15 protein-coding genes are annotated in these 18324 nt (G+C 71.4%); 11 read left to right on the top strand and 4 right to left on the bottom strand.

Going from position 1 to position 18324, the window contains the following annotated elements:
* Positions 1–3: 3 nt before the first annotated feature.
* Positions 4–477 carry an Lrp/AsnC family transcriptional regulator gene (locus PZ894_RS04380; RefSeq protein WP_275742817.1) on the bottom strand — a complete coding sequence of 158 codons (474 nt, stop codon included), beginning with the start codon at positions 475–477 and terminating at the stop codon, positions 4–6.
* A gap of 219 nt (positions 478–696) precedes the next feature.
* On the opposite strand from PZ894_RS04380, the gene PZ894_RS04375 reads away from it, so the two are divergent.
* From PZ894_RS04375 to PZ894_RS04360, 4 genes are read left to right on the top strand one after another with little or no spacing between them, the layout of a single operon-like run.
* A complete protein-coding gene (locus tag PZ894_RS04375) occupies positions 697–1947 on the top strand; it encodes a spermidine/putrescine ABC transporter substrate-binding protein (RefSeq protein ID WP_275742815.1) in 1251 nt (416 codons plus the stop codon).
* Positions 1931–3091, top strand: a complete 1161-nt coding sequence (locus PZ894_RS04370; protein WP_275742813.1) for an ABC transporter ATP-binding protein — start codon at positions 1931–1933, stop codon at positions 3089–3091. The genes PZ894_RS04375 and PZ894_RS04370 overlap by 17 nt, the downstream gene beginning before the upstream one ends.
* A complete protein-coding gene (locus PZ894_RS04365) occupies positions 3091–3993 on the top strand; it encodes an ABC transporter permease (RefSeq protein WP_275742811.1) in 903 nt (300 codons plus the stop codon). The genes PZ894_RS04370 and PZ894_RS04365 overlap by 1 nt, the downstream gene beginning before the upstream one ends.
* A gap of 19 nt (positions 3994–4012) precedes the next feature.
* The gene (locus tag PZ894_RS04360) at positions 4013–4855 is read left to right on the top strand and encodes an ABC transporter permease (protein WP_275742809.1); all 843 of its coding nucleotides are present in this window, start codon (positions 4013–4015) and stop codon (positions 4853–4855) included.
* Positions 4856–5045: 190 nt separating this feature from the next.
* On the opposite strand, the gene PZ894_RS04355 is transcribed toward PZ894_RS04360, so the two are convergent.
* The gene (locus PZ894_RS04355; protein WP_275742807.1) at positions 5046–6416 is read right to left on the bottom strand and encodes an aspartate aminotransferase family protein; all 1371 of its coding nucleotides are present in this window, start codon (positions 6414–6416) and stop codon (positions 5046–5048) included.
* A gap of 121 nt (positions 6417–6537) precedes the next feature.
* Between PZ894_RS04355 and speB the strand changes: the two genes are divergently transcribed.
* From speB to PZ894_RS04325, 6 genes are all read left to right on the top strand, one after another.
* A complete protein-coding gene (speB, locus tag PZ894_RS04350) occupies positions 6538–7539 on the top strand; it encodes an agmatinase (RefSeq protein WP_275742805.1) in 1002 nt (333 codons plus the stop codon).
* The gene (locus tag PZ894_RS04345) at positions 7539–9167 is read left to right on the top strand and encodes an amidohydrolase (RefSeq protein WP_275742803.1); all 1629 of its coding nucleotides are present in this window, start codon (positions 7539–7541) and stop codon (positions 9165–9167) included. The genes speB and PZ894_RS04345 overlap by 1 nt, the downstream gene beginning before the upstream one ends.
* A gap of 70 nt (positions 9168–9237) precedes the next feature.
* Positions 9238–10668: a gamma-aminobutyraldehyde dehydrogenase gene (locus PZ894_RS04340; RefSeq protein WP_275742801.1), complete on the top strand. Its 1431-nt coding sequence runs from the start codon at positions 9238–9240 to the stop codon at positions 10666–10668.
* 188 nt (positions 10669–10856) lie between these two features.
* A complete protein-coding gene (locus PZ894_RS04335) occupies positions 10857–12065 on the top strand; it encodes a saccharopine dehydrogenase C-terminal domain-containing protein (protein WP_275742799.1) in 1209 nt (402 codons plus the stop codon).
* 58 nt (positions 12066–12123) lie between these two features.
* Positions 12124–12654, top strand: a complete 531-nt coding sequence (locus tag PZ894_RS04330) for a pyridoxamine 5'-phosphate oxidase family protein (RefSeq protein WP_275742797.1) — start codon at positions 12124–12126, stop codon at positions 12652–12654.
* Positions 12655–12708: 54 nt separating this feature from the next.
* On the top strand, positions 12709–16236 hold the full coding sequence (locus PZ894_RS04325; RefSeq protein ID WP_275742795.1) for an ABC transporter ATP-binding protein: 3528 nt from the start codon (positions 12709–12711) through the stop codon (positions 16234–16236).
* A 157-nt stretch (positions 16237–16393) separates the two neighbouring features.
* Here the strand turns inward: PZ894_RS04325 and PZ894_RS04320 are convergent, their stop codons facing one another.
* Together PZ894_RS04320 and PZ894_RS04315 are read right to left on the bottom strand one after the other, a co-directional pair.
* Entirely contained in the window at positions 16394–16759 is a 366-nt protein-coding gene (locus PZ894_RS04320) for a YciI family protein (RefSeq protein ID WP_275742793.1), read from the bottom strand.
* 251 nt (positions 16760–17010) lie between these two features.
* Positions 17011–17901: a sigma-70 family RNA polymerase sigma factor gene (locus PZ894_RS04315; protein WP_275742791.1), complete on the bottom strand. Its 891-nt coding sequence runs from the start codon at positions 17899–17901 to the stop codon at positions 17011–17013.
* 67 nt (positions 17902–17968) lie between these two features.
* Between PZ894_RS04315 and PZ894_RS04310 the strand changes: the two genes are divergently transcribed.
* Complete coding sequence (locus tag PZ894_RS04310; RefSeq protein ID WP_275742789.1) at positions 17969–18319, top strand: DoxX family protein; 351 nt, start codon at positions 17969–17971, stop codon at positions 18317–18319.
* The last annotated feature ends 5 nt before the right edge of the window (positions 18320–18324 follow it).

Raw genomic sequence — 18324 nt, 5'->3', positions numbered from 1 at the left:
CGTTCAGCGCACCCCCCAGGAGTAGGTCTGCTTGCGCAGGCTCAGGTACATGAACGTCTCGGTGGCCTGGACGCCCTCGATCGCGCGGATCCGGCCGGAGATCAGCTCGAGCAGGTGCTCGTCGCTCTCGCAGACCACCTCCACGAGCAGGTCGTAGCTGCCGGCCGTGACCACGACGTAGTCGACCTCGTCGAGCTCGGCGAGCCGGTCGGCGACCGGCTCGAGCGGACCGGTGACCCGGATGCCGACCATCGCCTGGCGGGCGAAGCCGAGCTCGAGCGGGTCGGTCACGGCGACGACCTGCATGACGCCGGACTCGATGAGTCGCTGGACGCGCTGACGCACCGCCGCCTCCGACAGCCCGACGACCTTGCCGATCGCGGCGTACGACCGGCGGCCGTCCTGCTGCAGCTGCTCGATGATCGCCTTCGACACGTCGTCGAGCGGTTGTGCCGTCCGGCCGGTCCTCCTGCTCATGGCAGGGATGGTTGCGCAGTCCACCGCCGGGGTCAAAGGCCGTCGGCGCGTGGCGCCGTGGAATCCGTCGTCGTGGGTCCGCCGTCCTGCGGGATCGCTCGCCGGGAACGGCGTGCGCGGCCGGTCTGCGTGGTCCGGGGTGCCGGAAGGGTCTGAAAAGCCCGACGGAACGAAGGATTTCGTTGCAATCATGTTTCTGCTCGACTGGATCGCTTGTCGATGGCCGCCATGCGTGGCACGATCCACCCGTCGAGGTGGGGCGCGAAGGGAGTCCGGATGGTGCAGGGGCAACCAGGAGGACGGGGCGGACTGTCCCGCCGCGGACTGCTCAAGGCCGGCGGCGGGGTCGCCTTCGCCGGGGTCAGCATCGCCGCACTCAAGCTGCCGTTCTTCTCCACCGACGGTGCCCAGCAGGACCCGCTCGAGTGCCGGACGGCCGACCTCTCGGCCGAGCAGCGCGAGCTGATCGTCTCCAACTGGCCGCAGTACATCGACCCGCGCAAGAAGGCGACCTCGACGCTGTCGGTCTTCCAGGACCGGACCGGCATCAGCGTCGACTACCACGACGACGTCAACGACAACGCGGAGTTCTACGCCAAGGTGCGCAACCAGCTCGCGAGCTGCGAGCCGATCGACCGCGACCTGATGATGCTGACCGACTGGATGGCGGCGCGGATGATCGGGCTGGGCTGGATCCAGCCGCTGGACCCGAAGAAGATCTCCAACGTCCACGACAACCTGATCGAGCCGCTGCGCAACCGGCAGTGGGACACCGACCTGACCTACCACGCCCCGTGGCAGAGCGGGCTGACCGGCATTGCCTACAACGCCGCGAAGACCTCGGAGATCCGGAGCTTCGAGGAGCTGCTGACCCGCCCCGACCTCAAGGGCCGCGTCACGCTGCTCTCGGAGATGCGCGACACGATGGCGTTCATGCTCCGGGTCGTCGGGGCCGACCCCGACGAGTTCAGCGAGGCCGAGTGGGGCAAGGCGATCGACCGACTCCAGGAGGTCGTCGACAGCGGTCAGATCCGCGCCTTCACCGGCAACGACTACACCCAGGACCTCGCGGCCGGCAACATCCTCGCCTGCGAGGCGTGGTCGGGTGACGTGATCCAGCTCCAGTTCGACAACCCGGACATCAAGTTCGTGGCGCCCGAGGAGGGCCTGTCGCTGTGGAGCGACAACATGATCGTCCCGAACCTCGCGCAGCACCAGGCGAACGCCGAGGAGTGGATCAACTACTACTACGAGCCCGAGGTCGCCGCGAAGCTCGCCGCGTGGGTCAACTACATCTGTCCGGTCGAGGGAGCCCGCGAGGAGATGGAGAAGATCGACCCCTCCCTCGTCGACAACCAGCTGATCTTCCCCGACGACGACCTGCTCAAGACGACGTTCGACTTCATGCCGCTCGACGACCGGCAGACGACTGAGTACGAAGGAGACTGGGCCAATGTCACAGGTGGCTGAGACGGCATCACCCCCCGCCGGCGACACGACGTACGACGGCCTCCGGCTGCGCGGGGTCACCAAGTCCTTCGGTGCCTTCACGGCGGTGCGCGACCTCGACCTCGACGTACCCCGTGGCTCGTTCTTCGCGCTCCTCGGACCGTCGGGTTGCGGAAAGACCACCACGCTGCGGATGGTGGCCGGCCTCGAGACGCCGACCTCGGGGTCGATCACGCTGGCGGGTGACGACATCACCTACGCCAAGCCCTACCGGCGCCCGGTCAACACCGTCTTCCAGAACTACGCCCTCTTCCCGCACCTCGACATCCACGAGAACATCGCCTTCGGCCTCAAGCGCCGCAAGGTCGCCGACGTCGACACCCGGGTGCGCGAGATGCTCGACCTCGTCGAGCTCGAGACCCAGGCCCGCAAGCGGCCGGCGCAGCTCTCCGGCGGTCAGCAGCAGCGGGTCGCGCTGGCGCGCGCGCTGATCAACGAGCCCGAGGTGCTGCTGCTCGACGAGCCCCTCGGCGCCCTCGACCTCAAGCTGCGCCGGGCGATGCAGATCGAGCTCAAGCGGATCCAGACCGAGGTCGGCCTCACCTTCGTGCACGTCACGCACGACCAGGAGGAGGCCATGACGATGGCCGACACCGTCGCGGTGATGAACCGCGGCGTCATCGAGCAGATGGGCGCCCCCGAGGAGCTGTACGAGAACCCGCACACGACGTTCGTCGCCAACTTCCTCGGCCAGTCCAACCTCGTCGAGGGCGCGATCAAGGGCCGGGGCGGCGACGTGGTCACCGTCGACATGCACGGCATCGACGTGTCGATCCCGGCCGCCCGGTCGCACGCCGCGGGTGACCGCGGGTGGATCGGCATCCGGCCCGAGAAGGTGCTGATCGGCGACCCGGGGGAGGACCTCGACGCCCCCGGCAACTCGATCCCCGGCGGGGTCGTCACCGACGTCAGCTTCGTCGGGGTGAGCACCCAGTACCTCGTGCGGATGCCGTGGGGCCAGGAGCTCCAGGTCTTCCAGCAGAACACCGGCCATCGACGGCTCTACCGCACCGGTGAGGCGGTCGAGCTGTCGTGGCGCCCGGAGTACGCCTTCCTGCTCGACATCAGCCAGGACGCATCGGCCGGCGCCGAGCAGGAGGACTGATGGCGAGCACCGCCGGGACGGCGCCCGTCGCGGTCGACGCCAAGCCCGACACCGGCCGCCGCCGCGGGCGGACCGGCTACCTCCTGATCCTGCCCGGCCTCGCCTGGCTGGTGCTGTTCTTCGTCATCCCGTTCTACTCGCTGATCGCGACGAGCCTCTACGACCCGAACGGGTCGGACTTCCGCGGCTACGACATGACCTACCACATCCAGAACTACTGGACGGCGATCCAGGAGTACTGGTCCCCGCTGCTGCGGTCCCTGGCGTACGGCGCGATCGCGACGCTGCTGTGCCTCGTGCTCGGCTACGTGCTGGCCTACGCGATCGCCTTCAAGGCCGGCCGGTGGAAGAACCTCATGCTGGTGCTTGTCATCGCGCCGTTCTTCACCAGCTTCCTGGTCCGCACGCTCTCGTGGAAGCTGATCCTGGCCGACGACGGATTCGTCGTGGACCTCCTCCAGACCGTCCACCTGCTGGGCGAGGACGGGCGCCTGCTGGCGACGCCGGTGGCCGTGGTCGCCGGCCTGACCTACAACTTCCTGCCGTTCATGGTGCTGCCGCTCTTCGCCAGCGTCGACAAGATCGACCCGCGCCTGATCGAGGCGTCCCACGATCTCTACGCGAGCTCGTTCGTCGGGTTCTGGAAGGTCACCTGGCCGCTGTCGCTGCCGGGCGTGGTCTCCGGGACGCTGCTGACGTTCATCCCCGCCGTGGGCGACTACATCAACGCCCAGCTGCTCGGCAGCCCCAACCAGCGGATGATCGGCTCGGTCATCCAGAGCCAGTTCACCGATGCCAACAACTACCCGATCGCCGCGGCCCTCTCGATGATCCTGATGGTGCTGATCCTGGTGATGGTCCTGGTCTATGTCCGCAGGGCGGGGACGGAGGAGCTGCTGTGAGCACCCCACGAAAGCGCGCGTGGGAGCGCTGCGCGCGGAGGCACGCAACCGCTCGGACCCCGGCATGAGGTGGGTGCGCGAGCACCTGGTGCTGATCCTCGGGATCCTGGTGCTGATCTACACGTTCATCCCGATCTTCGTGGTCGTGCTGATGAGCTTCAACGACCCCGCGAGCCGCAACGTCTACCGCTTCGACGGGTTCACGCTCGACAACTGGACGAACTTCTGCGGTGCCGAGGGCATGTGCGACGCGCTCTGGAAGAGCATCCAGATCGGCATCCTGGCGACGCTGGCGTCCACGATCCTCGGCACGTTGGCGGCGTTCGCGCTGGTGCGCTGGGAGTTCACGTTCCGGTCGACGACCAACCTGCTGATCTTCCTGCCGATGGCCGCGCCCGAGATCGTGCTCGGCTCCTCGCTGCTCGCGCTCTTCGTGTCTGCCGGCTTCGCCGGCCAGCTCGGCTTCTGGACGATCCTGATCGCGCACATCATGTTCTGCCTGTCGTTCGTGGTCGTCACCGTGCGCTCGCGCCTGGCGGGCATGAGCGACACCCTCGAACAGGCGGCGGCCGACCTCTACGCCAATCCGCGGCAGACCTTCTGGCGGGTGACCTTCCCGCTGGTCTTCCCGGGCATCCTCGGCGCCGCCCTGCTGAGCTTCTCGCTCTCCTTCGACGACTTCATCATCACCAACCTCAACGCCGGCACCACGACGACCTTCCCCATGTACGTGTGGGGCGCCGCCCAGCGCGGCGTCCCGATGCAGGTGAACGTCGTCGGCACCCTGATGTTCGCCGTCTCGGTGCTGATCGTGGTCGGCGCGGAGCTCAACCACCGGCGCCGGGTCCGCGCCCTGGCCTAGGGTCTGGCTCCCTGGCCGCCGGGTCGGACGAGCACGCGACGCGCCCGGTGCTTCATCACGCGCCCGGTGCTTCATCAAGGGATGCAGGCGAAACCCCGCCTCCCTCGACGAGCTCGTCGAGGGAACCGCGGCTCGACCTTCATCCCTTGATGAAGCGACTGCGAGGCGCGGCGAGGCAGCCCCCGCAGCCTCAGAGGAGCGTGCCGGCCTTGTCGAGGACGGTGCGCAGGATCTGCTCCATCTCGTCGAAGTGCTGCTGGTCGCAGATCAGCGGGGGGGAGAGCTGGATGACCGGGTCGCCGCGGTCGTCGGCGCGACAGTAGAGGCCCTCGGCGAAGAGCTGCTTGGAGACGAAGCCGTAGAGCAGGCGCTCGCACTCGTCGTCGGTGAACGACTCCCGGGTCGCCTTGTCCTTGACCAGCTCGATGCCGTAGAAGTACCCGTCGCCGCGGACGTCGCCGACGATCGGCAGGTCGAGCAGCCGCTCCAGGGTGGAGCGGAAGGCGCCCTCGGTGGCGCGGACGTGCTCGAGGACCTGCTCGGACTCGAAGATCTCGAGGTTCTTCAGCGCGACCGCGGTCGAGACCGGGTGGCCGCCGAAGGTGTAGCCGTGGGCGAACATCTGCCCGTCGGCCAGGAACGGCTCCATCAGCCTGTCGCTCGCGATCATCGCGCCGAGCGGCGCGTAGCCGGAGGTGATGCCCTTGGCGCAGGTGATCATGTCGGGCTCGTAGCCGTAGCGCTCGGCGCCGAACATGTGCCCCAGCCGGCCGAAGGCGCAGATGACCTCGTCGGAGACCATGAGCACGTCGTACTCGTCGCAGATCTCGCGCACGCGCTGGAAGTAGCCGGGCGGCGGCGGGAAGCAGCCGCCGGAGTTCTGCACCGGCTCGACGAAGACGGCGGCGACGGTGTCGGGGCCCTCGTTCTCGATCGCCACGGCGATCTGGTCGGCGGCCCAGCGCCCGAAGGCCTCGGGGTCGTCGCCATGGACGGGAGCCCGGTAGATGTTGGTGTTCGGGACCCGGAACGTCGAGGGCACCAGCGGCTCGAACTGCTGCTTCAGCGGAGGCAGGCCGGTGATCGACAGCGCGCCCTGGGTGGTGCCGTGGTAGGCGATCGCGCGGGAGATGACCTTGTGCTTCATCGGCTTGCCGACGAGCTTGAAGTAGTTCTTGGCCAGCTTCCACGCGGTCTCGACGGCCTCGCCGCCGCCGGAGGTGAAGAAGACCCGGTTGAGGCTCCCCGGCGCGTAGCCCGCGATCTTCTCGGCGAGCAGGATCGCGTTCGGGTGCGCGTAGGACCACAGCGGATGGAAGGCCAGCTCCCTGGCCTGCGCGGCCGCCGCCTCGGCGAGGTCGGCGCGCCCGTGGCCGAGCTGGGAGACGAAGAGCCCGCCCAGCCCGTCGAGGTAGCGCTTGCCCTGCGCGTCGTAGATGTAGGCACCCTCACCGCGCACGATGATCGGCACATCCGCCTCGTCGTACGACGAGTGCCGGGTGAAGTGCATCCACAGGTGGTCCTTGGCGGCCCGCTGCAGGTGGTCGAAGTCCGAGGTCATGCGTCCATGGTGCGCGGTCGAGCCGGAGGAAGGCAAGCGAATCCGTGGCTCACGCATGTGATTTGCGCGGATTTCGTTGTCTTGACTCGGTCGCGCGCCCGATGGCTGGTAGGAATGCGCCATGACCCGGTATGGACCGCAGTTCGGACCCGACGTCACCTTCCTCGGCGTCGAGCGCGTCGACCTCGACGATGACGAGGCCCTCGCCGCGGCGGACGTCGTCGTGGTCGGCGCTCCCTTCGACGGCGGCACGTCGCACCGCCCCGGGACCCGCTTCGGCCCGATGGCGATCCGGCAGACCGACTACCTGCCGCACGACGGCTCGCGTCCGCACCTCGCGCTCCGGGTCGACGCGCTGCGGGACGTGGTCGTGGTCGACGCCGGCGACGTGGAGATGCCGCCCGGAGAGATCGAGCGTTCGCTGGGCGCTCTCGAGGAGGCGGTCCACGCCGTGGCCCGCGCCGGCGCGATCCCGCTGGTGCTCGGTGGCGACCACTCCATCGCGCTGCCCGACGCCACGGGCGTCGCCCGCCACCACGGCTTCGGCCGAGTCTCGATGATCCACTTCGACGCGCATGCCGACACCGGCGACATCGAGTTCGGCTCGCTCTACGGTCACGGCCAGCCGATGCGCCGGCTGATCGAGTCGGGCGCGCTGCGCGGCGACCGCTTCCTCCAGATGGGCCTGCGCGGCTACTGGCCCGGTCCCGAGACGCTGGGGTGGATGGCCGAGCAGGGCATGCGCTCCTACGAGATGACCGAGATCGGCAAGCGCGGCCTGGAGGCATGCCTCGACGAGGCGTTCGAGATCGCGCTCGACGACTGCGACGCCGTCTTCCTCTCGGTCGACATCGACGTGTGCGACCCCGGCCACGCGCCGGGCACGGGCACGCCGGAGCCGGGCGGCCTGTCGAGCCGGCAGCTCCTCGACGCCGTACGCCGCATCTGCCGCGAGCTGCCCGTCGCCGGCATCGACGTCGTCGAGGTCTCCCCGCCGTACGACCACGCCGAGATCACCGCCTTCCTCGCCAACCGGGTCTGCCTCGAGGCGCTCTCCGGCCTGGCCGCCCGCAAGCACGGGATCTCCCACGACCCCGCGGGCCCGCTGCTGGAAGGACGCTGATGACCACGCTGTTCCGTGGTGGCACGGTCTTCGACGGGCACCGGTACGTCGGGCGCGCCGACGTGCTCGTGGAGGACGGGCGGATCGCCGCGGTCCAGCCCGGTGGTTTCGAGACAGGACTTCGCCCTTCCTCAACCACCGTGGTCGACGTGCCGTTCCTCGGCCCCGGGTTCGTCGACGCGCACGTGCACGCGGTGCAGGGCGGGCTCGAGCGCATCCGCTGCGACCTCACCGAGGGCGAGAGCCGCGACGACTACCTGCGGATCGTCGCGGAGTACGCCGACGCGCACCCCGACCGCGAGTGGATCCTCGGCGGGGGCTGGGCGATGGCGGCGTTCCCGGGCGGCACACCGACCGCTGCGGACCTCGACCGGGTCGTGCCCGACCGACCGGTGTTCCTGCCCAACCGCGACCACCACGGCGCGTGGGTCAACAGCCGCGCGCTCGAGCTCGCCGGCGTCGACCGGCACACGCCCGACCCCGCGGACGGCCGCTTCGAGCGCGACGGCGAGGGCCGCCTGACCGGCACGCTCCACGAGGGCGCGATGCACGCCGTCGCCCGGCTGACCCCGCAGACCACCGACGACGAGTACTACGCCGCGCTCCTCGAGGGGCAGCGCCACCTCCACTCCGTCGGCGTGACCGGATGGCAGGACGCGATCGTCGGCGCCTACGCCGGCATGGACGACCCCGGCCCGACGTACCTCCGCGCGGCGCGCGAGGGGGACCTCTCCGCCCACGTCGTCGGCGCCCTGTGGTGGGACCGCACCCGCGGCGAGGAGCAGGTCGGCGACCTGGTCGAGCGGCGCGAGCGGTACACCCACGGCCAGTTCCGCGCGACGAGCGTGAAGATCATGCAGGACGGCGTCGCCGAGAACTTCACCGCGGCGCTGACCGCGCCCTACCTCGACCGCTGCGGCCACACGACCGAGAACGCCGGCCACTCGTTCGTCGACCCCGACGCGCTGCGACGCTACGTCGCGCGCCTCGACGCCGAGGGCTTCCAGGTGCACGTGCACGCGATCGGCGACCGCGGCGCGCGGGAGGCGCTCGACGCGTTCGAGGGCACCGACCGGGACCGCCGTCATCACATCGCGCACCTCCAGGTCGTGCACCCCGACGACCTGCCGCGCTTCGGCGCGCTCGGCGTCGCGGCCAACCTGCAGATGCTGTGGGCGTGCTACGACGAGCAGATGATCGACCTCACGCTGCCGTTCCTGGGGGAGGAGCGCGCCCGGTGGCAGTACCCCTTCGGCGACCTCGAGCGGCACGGCGCGCGGCTGGTCGCCGGCAGTGACTGGCCGGTCAGCACGCCCCACCCGCTCGAGGCGATCCACGTCGCGGTCAACCGCACGGCGTACGGCGAGGGCGGCCGGGCCGGCCGGGACCGCTTCCTGCCCGAGCAGGCGATCGCGCTCGAGTCGGCGTTCGCGGCGTACACCTCGGGGAGCGCGTGGATCAACCGTCGTGGCCCCGGGGACGAGCAGAGCGCGGGCGTCCTCCGCGCGGGCGCGGTCGCGGACCTGGTGGTCCTCGACCGCGACCCGTTCGCGGGCTCGGCCGACGACATCGGCGGCGCTCGAGTGGTCTCGACCTGGATCGACGGAACGTCCGTCTACACGGCCTGATTCAACGAAATCCGTCTTCAAAGTCGGCTGACCCCTACAGATTCCGTTGAGACCTCACTAGGCTCCCCACATGGCCGACCAGACCTTCAAGAACGTCGTCAACGGAGAGCTCGTCGACAGCGCGTCGGGGGAGACCTACGACGTCATCGACCCGACCACCGGCGAGGTGTACGCCCAGGCGCCGCGGTCCGGCGACGCGGACATCGACCGGGCGTACGGCGCGGCGGACGCGGCGTTCGACGGGTGGGGGTATGCGACCCCCCAGGACCGCTCGAACGCGCTGCTCAAGATCGCCCAGGCGATCGAGGACCGCGTCGACGAGATCAACGCCGTCGAGTGCAAGGACACCGGCAAGCCGGTGCAGCTCACGATGGCGGAGGAGATGCCCTACGCCTCGGACCACTTCAAGTTCTTCGCGGGTGCCGCACGGCTGCTCGAGGGCAAGGCGGCGGGCGAGTACATGGCCGACCACACGTCGTTCGTGCGCCGCGAGCCGATCGGCGTGGTCGGCCAGGTGACGCCGTGGAACTACCCGCTGCTGATGATGATCTGGAAGATCGCCCCGGCGCTCGCGGCCGGCAACACCGTGGTCCTCAAGCCGAGCGACACCACCCCGGCGAGCTCCACGCTCCTCGCCGAGATCGCGCAGGAGTTCCTGCCGCCGGGCGTGCTCAACGTGGTGTGCGGCGACCGTGAGACCGGCCGCGCGCTGGTCTCGCACAAGACGCCGCAGATGGTCGCGATCACCGGCTCCGTCCGCGCGGGCATGCAGGTCGCCGAGGCGGCCTCCCACGACGTCAAGCGAGTCCACCTCGAGCTCGGGGGCAAGGCACCGGTCGTGGTCTTCGACGACGCCGACATCGCGAGCGCTGCCGAGGGCATCGCCGGCGCCGGCCTCTTCAACGCCGGCCAGGACTGCACCGCTGCCACCCGGGTGCTCGTGCAGGCGGGCATCCACGACGAGTTCGTCGCCGCGCTGGCCGAGGCCGCGAAGGGCATGCCCACCGGCATGCCCGACGACGAGAACACCTACTACGGTCCCCTCAACAACGAGAACCAGCTCGCCCACGTCACCGGCATGGTCGACCGGCTCCCCGACCACGCGACCGTCTCGACGGGCGGCAGCCGCAAGGGGGACCGTGGCTACTTCTACGAGCCCACCGTGCTCTCCGGCCTCCAGCAGACCGACGAGCAGATCCAGACCGAGATCTTCGGCCCGGTCATGACCGTGCAGAGGTTCACCGACGAGGCGCAGGCGCTCACGTGGGCCAACGACGTGCAGTACGGCCTCTCCTCCAGTGTCTGGACCAGGGACCACGGTCGGGCGATGCGGATGTCGCGCAGGCTCGACTTCGGCGCGGTCTGGATCAACACCCACATCCCGTTCGTCTCCGAGATGCCGCACGGCGGCTTCAAGCACTCCGGCTACGGCAAGGACCTCTCCGGCTACGGCTTCGAGGACTACACACGCATCAAGCACGTCATGTCCTACATCGGCTGAGCGCCGCGATAGCGGCGCGCTGCCTGCGAAGTCGCCACCCCACGAAAAGCGCTCGCTGCGCTCGCGTTTCCGCGGGACCCCGGCCAAGCGGCGCTCGACGGCCCGCTCCGCTCAAAGGCCGCCTTCGCGCCTCCGCCTTGGCATCACACCGCTCTCGCGACGCTCAACTCGATGAGGAGAAACAAGACATGAGGATCCTGCTGGTCGGCGCCGGCGGTGTCGGCGCCGCGTTCGCCGCGATCGCCGCGCGGCGCGACTTCTTCGAGACGGTCGTGGTCGCCGACTATGACCTCGCCAGGGCGGAGAAGGCGGCCGCCACCGACAGTCGGTACGCCGCCGCACGGATCGACGCCTCGTCGGCGCAGGACGTCGAGGCGCTGTGCCGTGAGCACGGCATCACCCACGTGATGAACGCCGTCGACCCGGTGTTCGACATGTCCGTCTTCGACGGCGCGTACGCCGCGGGCGCCGACTACCTCGACATGGCGATGTCGCTGTCGAGGCCGCACCCGACCGCGCCGTACGAGCAGACCGGCGTGAAGCTGGGCGACGAGCAGTTCGCGGAGGCGGACCGGTGGGAGTCGGCCGGGCGGCTGGCGCTGGTCGGCATCGGCGTCGAGCCGGGGCTCTCCGACGTGTTCGCGCGGTACGCCGCCGACCACCTCTTCAGCGAGATCGACGAGCTCGGCACCCGCGACGGCGCCAACCTCGTCGTCACAGACGACGACGGCCTCGAGATCTTCGCGCCGTCGTTCTCGATGTGGACCACGATCGAGGAGTGCCTCAACCCGCCCGTCGTCTGGCAGGACGGCGACTGGCACACCACGCCGCCGTTCAGCGAGCCGGAGGTCTTCGACTTCCCCGAGGGCATCGGCCCGGTCGAGTGCGTCAACGTGGAGCACGAGGAGGTCCTCCTCATGCCGCGCTGGATCGACTGCAGGCGCGCGACCTTCAAGTACGGCCTCGGCGACGAGTTCATCAACATCCTGAAGGTGCTGCACACCCTCGGTCTCGACAGCACCGAGAAGGTGCGGGTGAAGGGCGTCGAGGTGTCGCCGCGCGACGTGGTCGCGGCGGTGCTGCCCGACCCGGCGACGGTCGGGCCGCGGATGACGGGCAAGACCTGCGCGGGCCTGTGGGTCACCGGCACGGGCAAGGACGGCGAGCCGCGGTCGACGTACCTCTACCACGTGGTCGACAACGAGTGGACGATGCGGGAGTACGGCCAGCAGTGCGTGGTGTGGCAGACCGCGATCAACCCCGTGGTCGCGCTGGAGCTGCTCGCGCGCGGCACCTGGAAGGGCGCCGGCGTGCTCGGCCCGGAGGCCTTCGACGCCGTGCCGTTCCTCGACCTGCTCACCGACTACGGCAGTCCCTGGGGGATCAAGGAGCTCTGATGCCGGTCGCGGCCCCCGCGTGCGATGAGTCGGGGCCGACGGCCGGGTCAGCACCTGGATGACCGCAATCAACCTCGACACCCAGGACGGCCAGCCGACCCTCGACCTCGCGACGATCACCGACCGCCTGGATCGTGGCTACGACCAGGCACCCGACGGCGGCGGGCCCGACCGGCACAGCACGTGGATCACGACGCTGAACGTCGACGGCGGGCCGCACACGACCGGGATCGGGTCGTTGTGGGCCGACGGCGCGTTCTGGTTCGAGACCGGCCCGGGCACCCGCAAGGCGCGCAACCTCGCTCGCGATCCCCGGTGCTCGCTCGCCCTCGCGGTGCACGAGTTCGACCTCGTGGTCGAGGGCACGGCGAGTCGGGTGACGGACCCGGACGTGGTGGCGGCCCGATGCGCCGAGTGGGCCGCGGGCGGGTGGCCGTGCGAGGTCGACGCGTCGGGGACCGCCCTCACCGCGCCCTTCACCGCGCCCTCGGGTGGGCCGCCGCCGTGGTGGGTCTTCCGGGTCGAGGCGACCTCGATGGTGGCCCTCCTCACGGTCGAGCCCGGCGGCGCCACGCGCTGGCGGTTCTGACGCCGAAATTCGCGCGACGGCTGTCGGTGCCGCGGCATAGCGTCGTACCTCGACATGACTGCCACCCAGCTCGACGCCGGCCACTCGCTCCGGCCCGCCCCTCCCGGTCCTCCCGCGCCCGCCCGGACCGTCGACTGGCGTCGACTCCGCACGCCCGTGGCGATCGTGGCGATCGTCGCCTGCGCCGTCGCGGCGATCGGCACGTCGCTCGGTTCGCTGGTCAGCGGCTGGCTGGCCGAGGACGCCTCCGACGGGCTGGTGGCGCTGCTCGCGCTGTGCGTCGTGGGCGCCGCCGTGCTCGACACCGTGGGGCGCACGCTGTGGGCGGGCGTCGTCGACCGGGCCGAGGGCCAGCTGCGGGCCGACCTGCTCGACGCCGCGCTCCACCAGCCGCTCGACGCGCTCACCGAGCAGGCCGTCGGCGAGGTCCTCGACCGGGTCGACGACGACACCCACGAGGTCGGCACCCTGCTCCGGCAGAGCGTCTGGATGGCGCTGCGCACGGTCCTGGCCTCCGGGCCCCTGTGGCTGGTGGCCGGGTTCACCTGGTGGCCGGCGTTCCTGCTCTTCCCGCTCGCCGGCGTCGCCGCGTTCGGCGTCGTCCGCCCGATGCTTCCGGAGATCTCGGCGCGCAAGGTCGAGGAGGAAGCAGCGTGGACCGACCACGCGGCCGCCCTCGAGGAGGGTGTCGCCGGGCGCGACGACCTGCGCGCCAGCCTCGGGCAGGCCCACGTGCTGCGGCGTACGACCGAGCTCGCTGCGCGGGTGCACCGGCTGTTCGCGGTCGTGCTCGAGCTCGAGGCCCGGGTCAGCCGCCGCACCGGCACGCTCCTGCACGCCGTCCTCGCGGGCACCGCCGTGGTCGGCGTCGCGCTGGTGGCCAGCGACCGCCTCGACACGGCCTCGCTGGTCACGCTGTTCCTGGTCACGACGATGTTCGTCGGCCAGGTCGACCAGCTGGCGCGCCACCTCCCCGACCTCCAGGCGGGCTTCGGCGCCGTGCTCCGACTCCGCGGCCTGATCGGCGCCGAGCGCGAGCCCACCGAGGGCGCCGAGCTCCCCGCCGGCCGACTCGACGTCTCCTTCCGCGACCTGCACTTCGCGTACGCCGAGGGGCGGTTCGCCCTGCGCCACGTCGACCTGCACGTGCCGGCCGGCACCACGTGCGCGCTGGTCGGCCGCACCGGCTCCGGCAAGTCCACGCTCGCGTCGCTGCTGTCCCGCGCGGTCGAGCCCGAGCCAGGCTCGGTGCTCCTCGGCGGCGTCGACGTCCGTGATCTCGAGCTGCAGCGCCTGCGCGCCGCGGTCGGCGTCGTCACCCAGCGCACCGAGATCCTGGCCGGCACGCTCGCCGAGAACATCGCGCTCTTCTCCGACGTCCCCCGCGCCGACGTGGCGGCCGCCGTCGCCGAGCTCGGCCTCGACGACTGGGTCGCAGGTCTGTCCGACGGCCTCGACACCCTGCTCGGACCGGGTGGCACCACGCTGTCCGCGGGGGAGGAGCAGCTGGTCGCCTTCGCCCGACTGCTGGTCCGCGACGTCCGCGTCGTCGTCCTCGACGAGGCGACCGCGCGCATGGATCCGGTCACCGAGGCCCACGTCGTCCGTGCCTCCGAGCGGCTGCTCTCCGGGCGCACCGGCCTGCTGGTCGCCCACCGCCTCTCGACCACCGAACGCGCCGAGCAGGTCGCGGTGCTCGAGGACGGTCGTGTCGCGCAGCGCGGTCCGCGCGCCCGGCTCGCCGCGGAGCCGGGCCCGTTCCGGACGCTGCTGGAGGCGTCGGCCGAGGACGAACGGGTCGACGCAGCCCGCGAGGTCGAGGACCCGGCGGTCGACACCCGGCAGGTCGGCACCGCTCGCCGCACGGGCGAGCCCCCGGCGCCGCCCGAGCTCGCGCCCGTGCCGGGCCTGGCCCGCGCGACGCTGCGGACGATGCTCGTCGAGCCACGGTGGGGCGCTGTAGCGATCGTGCTGTTCCTCGTCTCCGCGCTCACCGGCGCGTTCGGCGTCTTCACCGGCTGGGCGTGGGGACATCTGGTGGAGACGCTCCAGGAGGACGGCGATCCGACCCGGCTGACCGTCGTCCTCGTCGTGTCGCTGATCGTGTCGCCGCTGCTGCTGGCCGAGGCGATCCGGCGCTATCCGCGCTGGTGGATCGCCGTGATGCTGCGGGTGCGCACGGCCGTGCTGGCCGGCCAGACCGAGCAGCACCGGCTGCGGCGTACCCCGCCCGGCGAGGTCGTCGCCCGCACCATGGACGCCGACCGCCTGGCCCGCTACGCCGACCGCTGGGTCGACTTCGTCAACGGCCTCGCGATCGCCGTGATCACCGCGGCGCTCGCCCGGAGCCTGCTCGCCGGCGGCGTGCTGCTCGCGGTGATGCTGATGTCGTCGCTGGCGTCGTCGTTCGGCCGCCGGGTCGCCGGCCGCTCCGCCGCCGCGTCCGCGGCCGCGCGGGCGCGCTTCGGCCGCTCACTCGTCTCGGCGCTCGACTCCGTGCGCACGGTCAAGCTCGCCGCCTCCACGCCGAGCGTCCACGCCCACCTGCGCGACGTCGACGGCGGGCGGGTCCAGGCCGCGGTGCGTGAGCACCGCGTGCAGGCGTTGCTCGACGGCGTCCCGGTCGTCATGGTCCAGTGCGGCGTGGTCGCCGCCTGGGCGGTGCTGGTCGCCGGCGGCTGGGGTCTGGCCACGGCGCTGCTCGTGGCCGGGGCGGTCAACGGCTTCGACTGGTTCGGCCGGGTAGCGGGCGCCGTCATCACCGAGGCGCCCGGCACCCGCGCCTGGATGCAGACCACGAGCCGACTCGCGGGCGGCGGCGACCTCATGGACCTCCCCGAGGGCGTCGACCTGGTGCACGGCACCGCGCCCGCCCCGGTGGCGGGCGTGCGCGACCCGTTGCGCACCCTCGAGCTGCGCGGCGTCTCGGCCGTCCACGACGACGGCACGATCGGTGTCAGCGACGTCGACCTCACGGTGTCCGCGCGGGAGCTGGTGCTGCTGCTGGGCCAGGTCGGCTCCGGCAAGTCGAGCCTGCTCTCGACACTCGCCGGGCTGGTGTCGAGCACGGGCGAGATCCGCTGGAACGGCGCGCCGGTCGCCGACGCGCAGCCCTTCATGCGTCCGGGACGGGTCGCCCACGTGGCGCAGGTGCCGCGGGTGCTGTCGGGCACCTTCGCCGACAACGTCCACCTCGATCACGCCGAGCGCCCGGTCGTCCCCTCCCTGGAGACGGCCCGGCTCACGCAGGACGTCGCCGCCGCCGGTGGTCCCGAATCGCTCGTCGGACACCGTGGCGTCCGGCTCTCGGGCGGACAGGTCCAGCGGCTCGCGCTCGCGCGTGGCGTCGCCTGCGAGGCCGAGCTGCTGCTCGCCGACGACGTGTCCTCGGCGCTCGACGCCGCCACCGAGATCGAGCTCTGGACCGCCCTGCGCCAGGCCGGCGCCACCGTCGTCGGCGCGACCTCGAAGCGGGCGGCGCTGGCCCAGGCCGATCGGGTGGTGGTGCTGGTCGAGGGCCGCGTGGCGGCGGTCGGACCGTGGACCGAGCTGGCGCCGACGTGGGGGCACCTGGCCGGCTAGTGGCCATCTCCGTCAGTTCGTCGGGGTCGCCGCCGCCCAGGCACGCACATCGCTGCGTTGGCCGCGCTCGGAAGACTCCAGTCTGCCTTCGCGCCGCCGCCTTGCGCTGCACACACCTGAACGACGGCTACCCCCGACGAACTTCCGTCGATGACCACTAGCCCGCCGCCAGCCGCCTGAGCTCGACGTGGTCACCGCCCTCTGCGAACGCGCGGACCAGCTCGAACAGGTCCGGCTCGTCGTCGGACTCCACGAGGTAGAAGCCGACGATCTGCTCCGCGGTCTCGGTGAACGGTCCGTCGGTCACGACGGCCGACCCGCGACCCGTGTTGCGCAGCGAGATCGCCTCGCTCGACGGCTCGAGGGGGCTCGCGAGCACCAGCGCGTGGCCGCGCGCGGCCAGCGCCTCGTGGAAGCGCCGGTGGTTCTCCATGCCGTGCTCGTGCTCCGACTCGGGCAGCTGCGCCCACTCCTCCTCCGGAGCGGGGAGGAGCAGCAGGTAGCGACGACGATCTGCGGACACGGGTTCCTCCTCGGTGTGATGGGTCGTCGTGATGACGGACGAGATGCCACGAGATCGACAGGCATCGCGAGACGACGTCCGACAGGCGATCCGGACGCGGCCGCACGGGACTGTAACGCCGCGACGCGCCCGGACGCTCTGGAGGGTGCGGGGGCGGACGCCCGGCTGAGCCGCAGCGCGGAGCACCGACCGCGTACCGGGTGACTTCCCCTTTCCGCCCCCGCAACCCGGACGTCGCCAGGGCCACGGGCTCAGCGCGGGACCGCGAGCGCACCCGCACGGAGCCGGGCCGGGTCGCCGATGATCTCGATCTCGTGGATCCGGCCGTCGGCCCCGATGGCGAGGAGCATCAGCGCGCGCAACCGCCCGCGCGGCGCGATGGCGATCGCCGGCTCGCCGTCGAGCAGGACGACCGCAGCCGAGCGGGCCCGGACCGCGAAGAGCCGTGTCTCCTCGGCGACGTCGCGATCGCCTCGGACCTCGGTGGCGATCGCGTCCGGGACGAGGTTGCGGTCGACCCGCCGCACGACGTCCGGGGCGAGCAGGTGCATCAGGGTGCGGAGGTCGCCGTCGCGAGAGGCGACCAGGAACGCCTCGACGATGCGGACGTGGCGCTCGGTGCGCTCCCGGTCGGGGGACTCCGCGGCGGACGGACCGTCGTGGAGGCGCCGACGCGCCCTGCTCGCGAGCTTCTTCGCGGCGTCCGGCGACCTGTCGAGGACGGCGGCGATCTCGTCGAAGGGCATCGCGAAGACGTCGTGCAGCACGAAGGCGACGCGCTGGGCGGGCGAGAGCCGGTCGAGGACGACCAGCAGCGCGCGGTCGACCGCGTCCGCCCGCAACACGTCCTCGTCCGCGGCGGGCGCCCAGGAGCCGTGCTGCAGGTCGGCGCGCGCCAGTGCGCCGACCAGGCTCCCGGCGCGCCGCCGCGCACGCAGCTGGTCGAGGGACTCGTGGACCGTGATCGTGGTGAGCCAGCCCGTCGGGTTGTCGATCGCGCGCCGGTCGGCCCGGTCGGCCTTCAACCAGGCGGCCTGGACGGCGTCGTCGGCGTCCTCGACCGACCCGAGCAGGTGGAACGCGACCGAGCGCAGGTGAGACCGGGCCGCCTCGAACTCCTCGGTGAGGTCGTCGGGGTCCACCGGGTCACCTTTCGCGAGCGCCGGGCGTCAGCGAGACAGGACCAGTCGTGGAAGGGGTCGGTCTCACATGGACATCGCCTACGTGACGGTCACCGCCGTGACCGCCGCCTTGACCGCAGCCATCGCCCTTGCGGGCCTCGCCGGCGCGCGCTTCGTCACCGCGAACATGGAAGAGGTCGGCGTACCGACCGCCTGGGTCGGATGGCTGTCGACGGTGAAACTGGCGGGGGCCGTCGGCCTGGGGCTCGGGCTCGCCGGCGCCGGCGTCCTGGGGACGGCCGCGGCGTCCGGGCTGGTGCTGTTCTTCGTCGGTGCCGTGGTTGCGCACGTGCGCGCACGCGTGCTCCACAACGTGGCCTTCCCGGCCCTCTACCTGGGACTGTCCACCGCCTCGTGGGCGCTGGCGATCGGACACTGAGGCAG

This window comes from Nocardioides sp. YIM 152315 (assembly GCF_029210375.1).
Classification (GTDB): domain Bacteria; phylum Actinomycetota; class Actinomycetes; order Propionibacteriales; family Nocardioidaceae; genus Nocardioides.
The sequence above is the reverse complement of the archived record's forward strand: the minus strand, read 5'-3'. Positions and strand labels throughout refer to the sequence as shown.

Bases quoted from the DNA above. Each gene is read 5' to 3' on its own strand.
- PZ894_RS04380 (WP_275742817.1), bottom strand. From the start codon at position 477: ATGAGCAGGAGGACCGGCCGGACGGCACAACCGCTCGACGACGTGTCG.
- PZ894_RS04375 (WP_275742815.1), top strand. From the start codon at position 697: ATGGCCGCCATGCGTGGCACGATCCACCCGTCGAGGTGGGGCGCGAAG.
- PZ894_RS04370 (WP_275742813.1), top strand. From the start codon at position 1,931: ATGTCACAGGTGGCTGAGACGGCATCACCCCCCGCCGGCGACACGACG.
- PZ894_RS04365 (WP_275742811.1), top strand. From the start codon at position 3,091: ATGGCGAGCACCGCCGGGACGGCGCCCGTCGCGGTCGACGCCAAGCCC.
- PZ894_RS04355 (WP_275742807.1), bottom strand. From the start codon at position 6,416: ATGACCTCGGACTTCGACCACCTGCAGCGGGCCGCCAAGGACCACCTG.
- speB (WP_275742805.1), top strand. From the start codon at position 6,538: ATGACCCGGTATGGACCGCAGTTCGGACCCGACGTCACCTTCCTCGGC.
- PZ894_RS04345 (WP_275742803.1), top strand. From the start codon at position 7,539: ATGACCACGCTGTTCCGTGGTGGCACGGTCTTCGACGGGCACCGGTAC.
- PZ894_RS04340 (WP_275742801.1), top strand. From the start codon at position 9,238: ATGGCCGACCAGACCTTCAAGAACGTCGTCAACGGAGAGCTCGTCGAC.
- PZ894_RS04335 (WP_275742799.1), top strand. From the start codon at position 10,857: ATGAGGATCCTGCTGGTCGGCGCCGGCGGTGTCGGCGCCGCGTTCGCC.
- PZ894_RS04330 (WP_275742797.1), top strand. From the start codon at position 12,124: ATGACCGCAATCAACCTCGACACCCAGGACGGCCAGCCGACCCTCGAC.
- PZ894_RS04325 (WP_275742795.1), top strand. From the start codon at position 12,709: ATGACTGCCACCCAGCTCGACGCCGGCCACTCGCTCCGGCCCGCCCCT.
- PZ894_RS04310 (WP_275742789.1), top strand. From the start codon at position 17,969: ATGGACATCGCCTACGTGACGGTCACCGCCGTGACCGCCGCCTTGACC.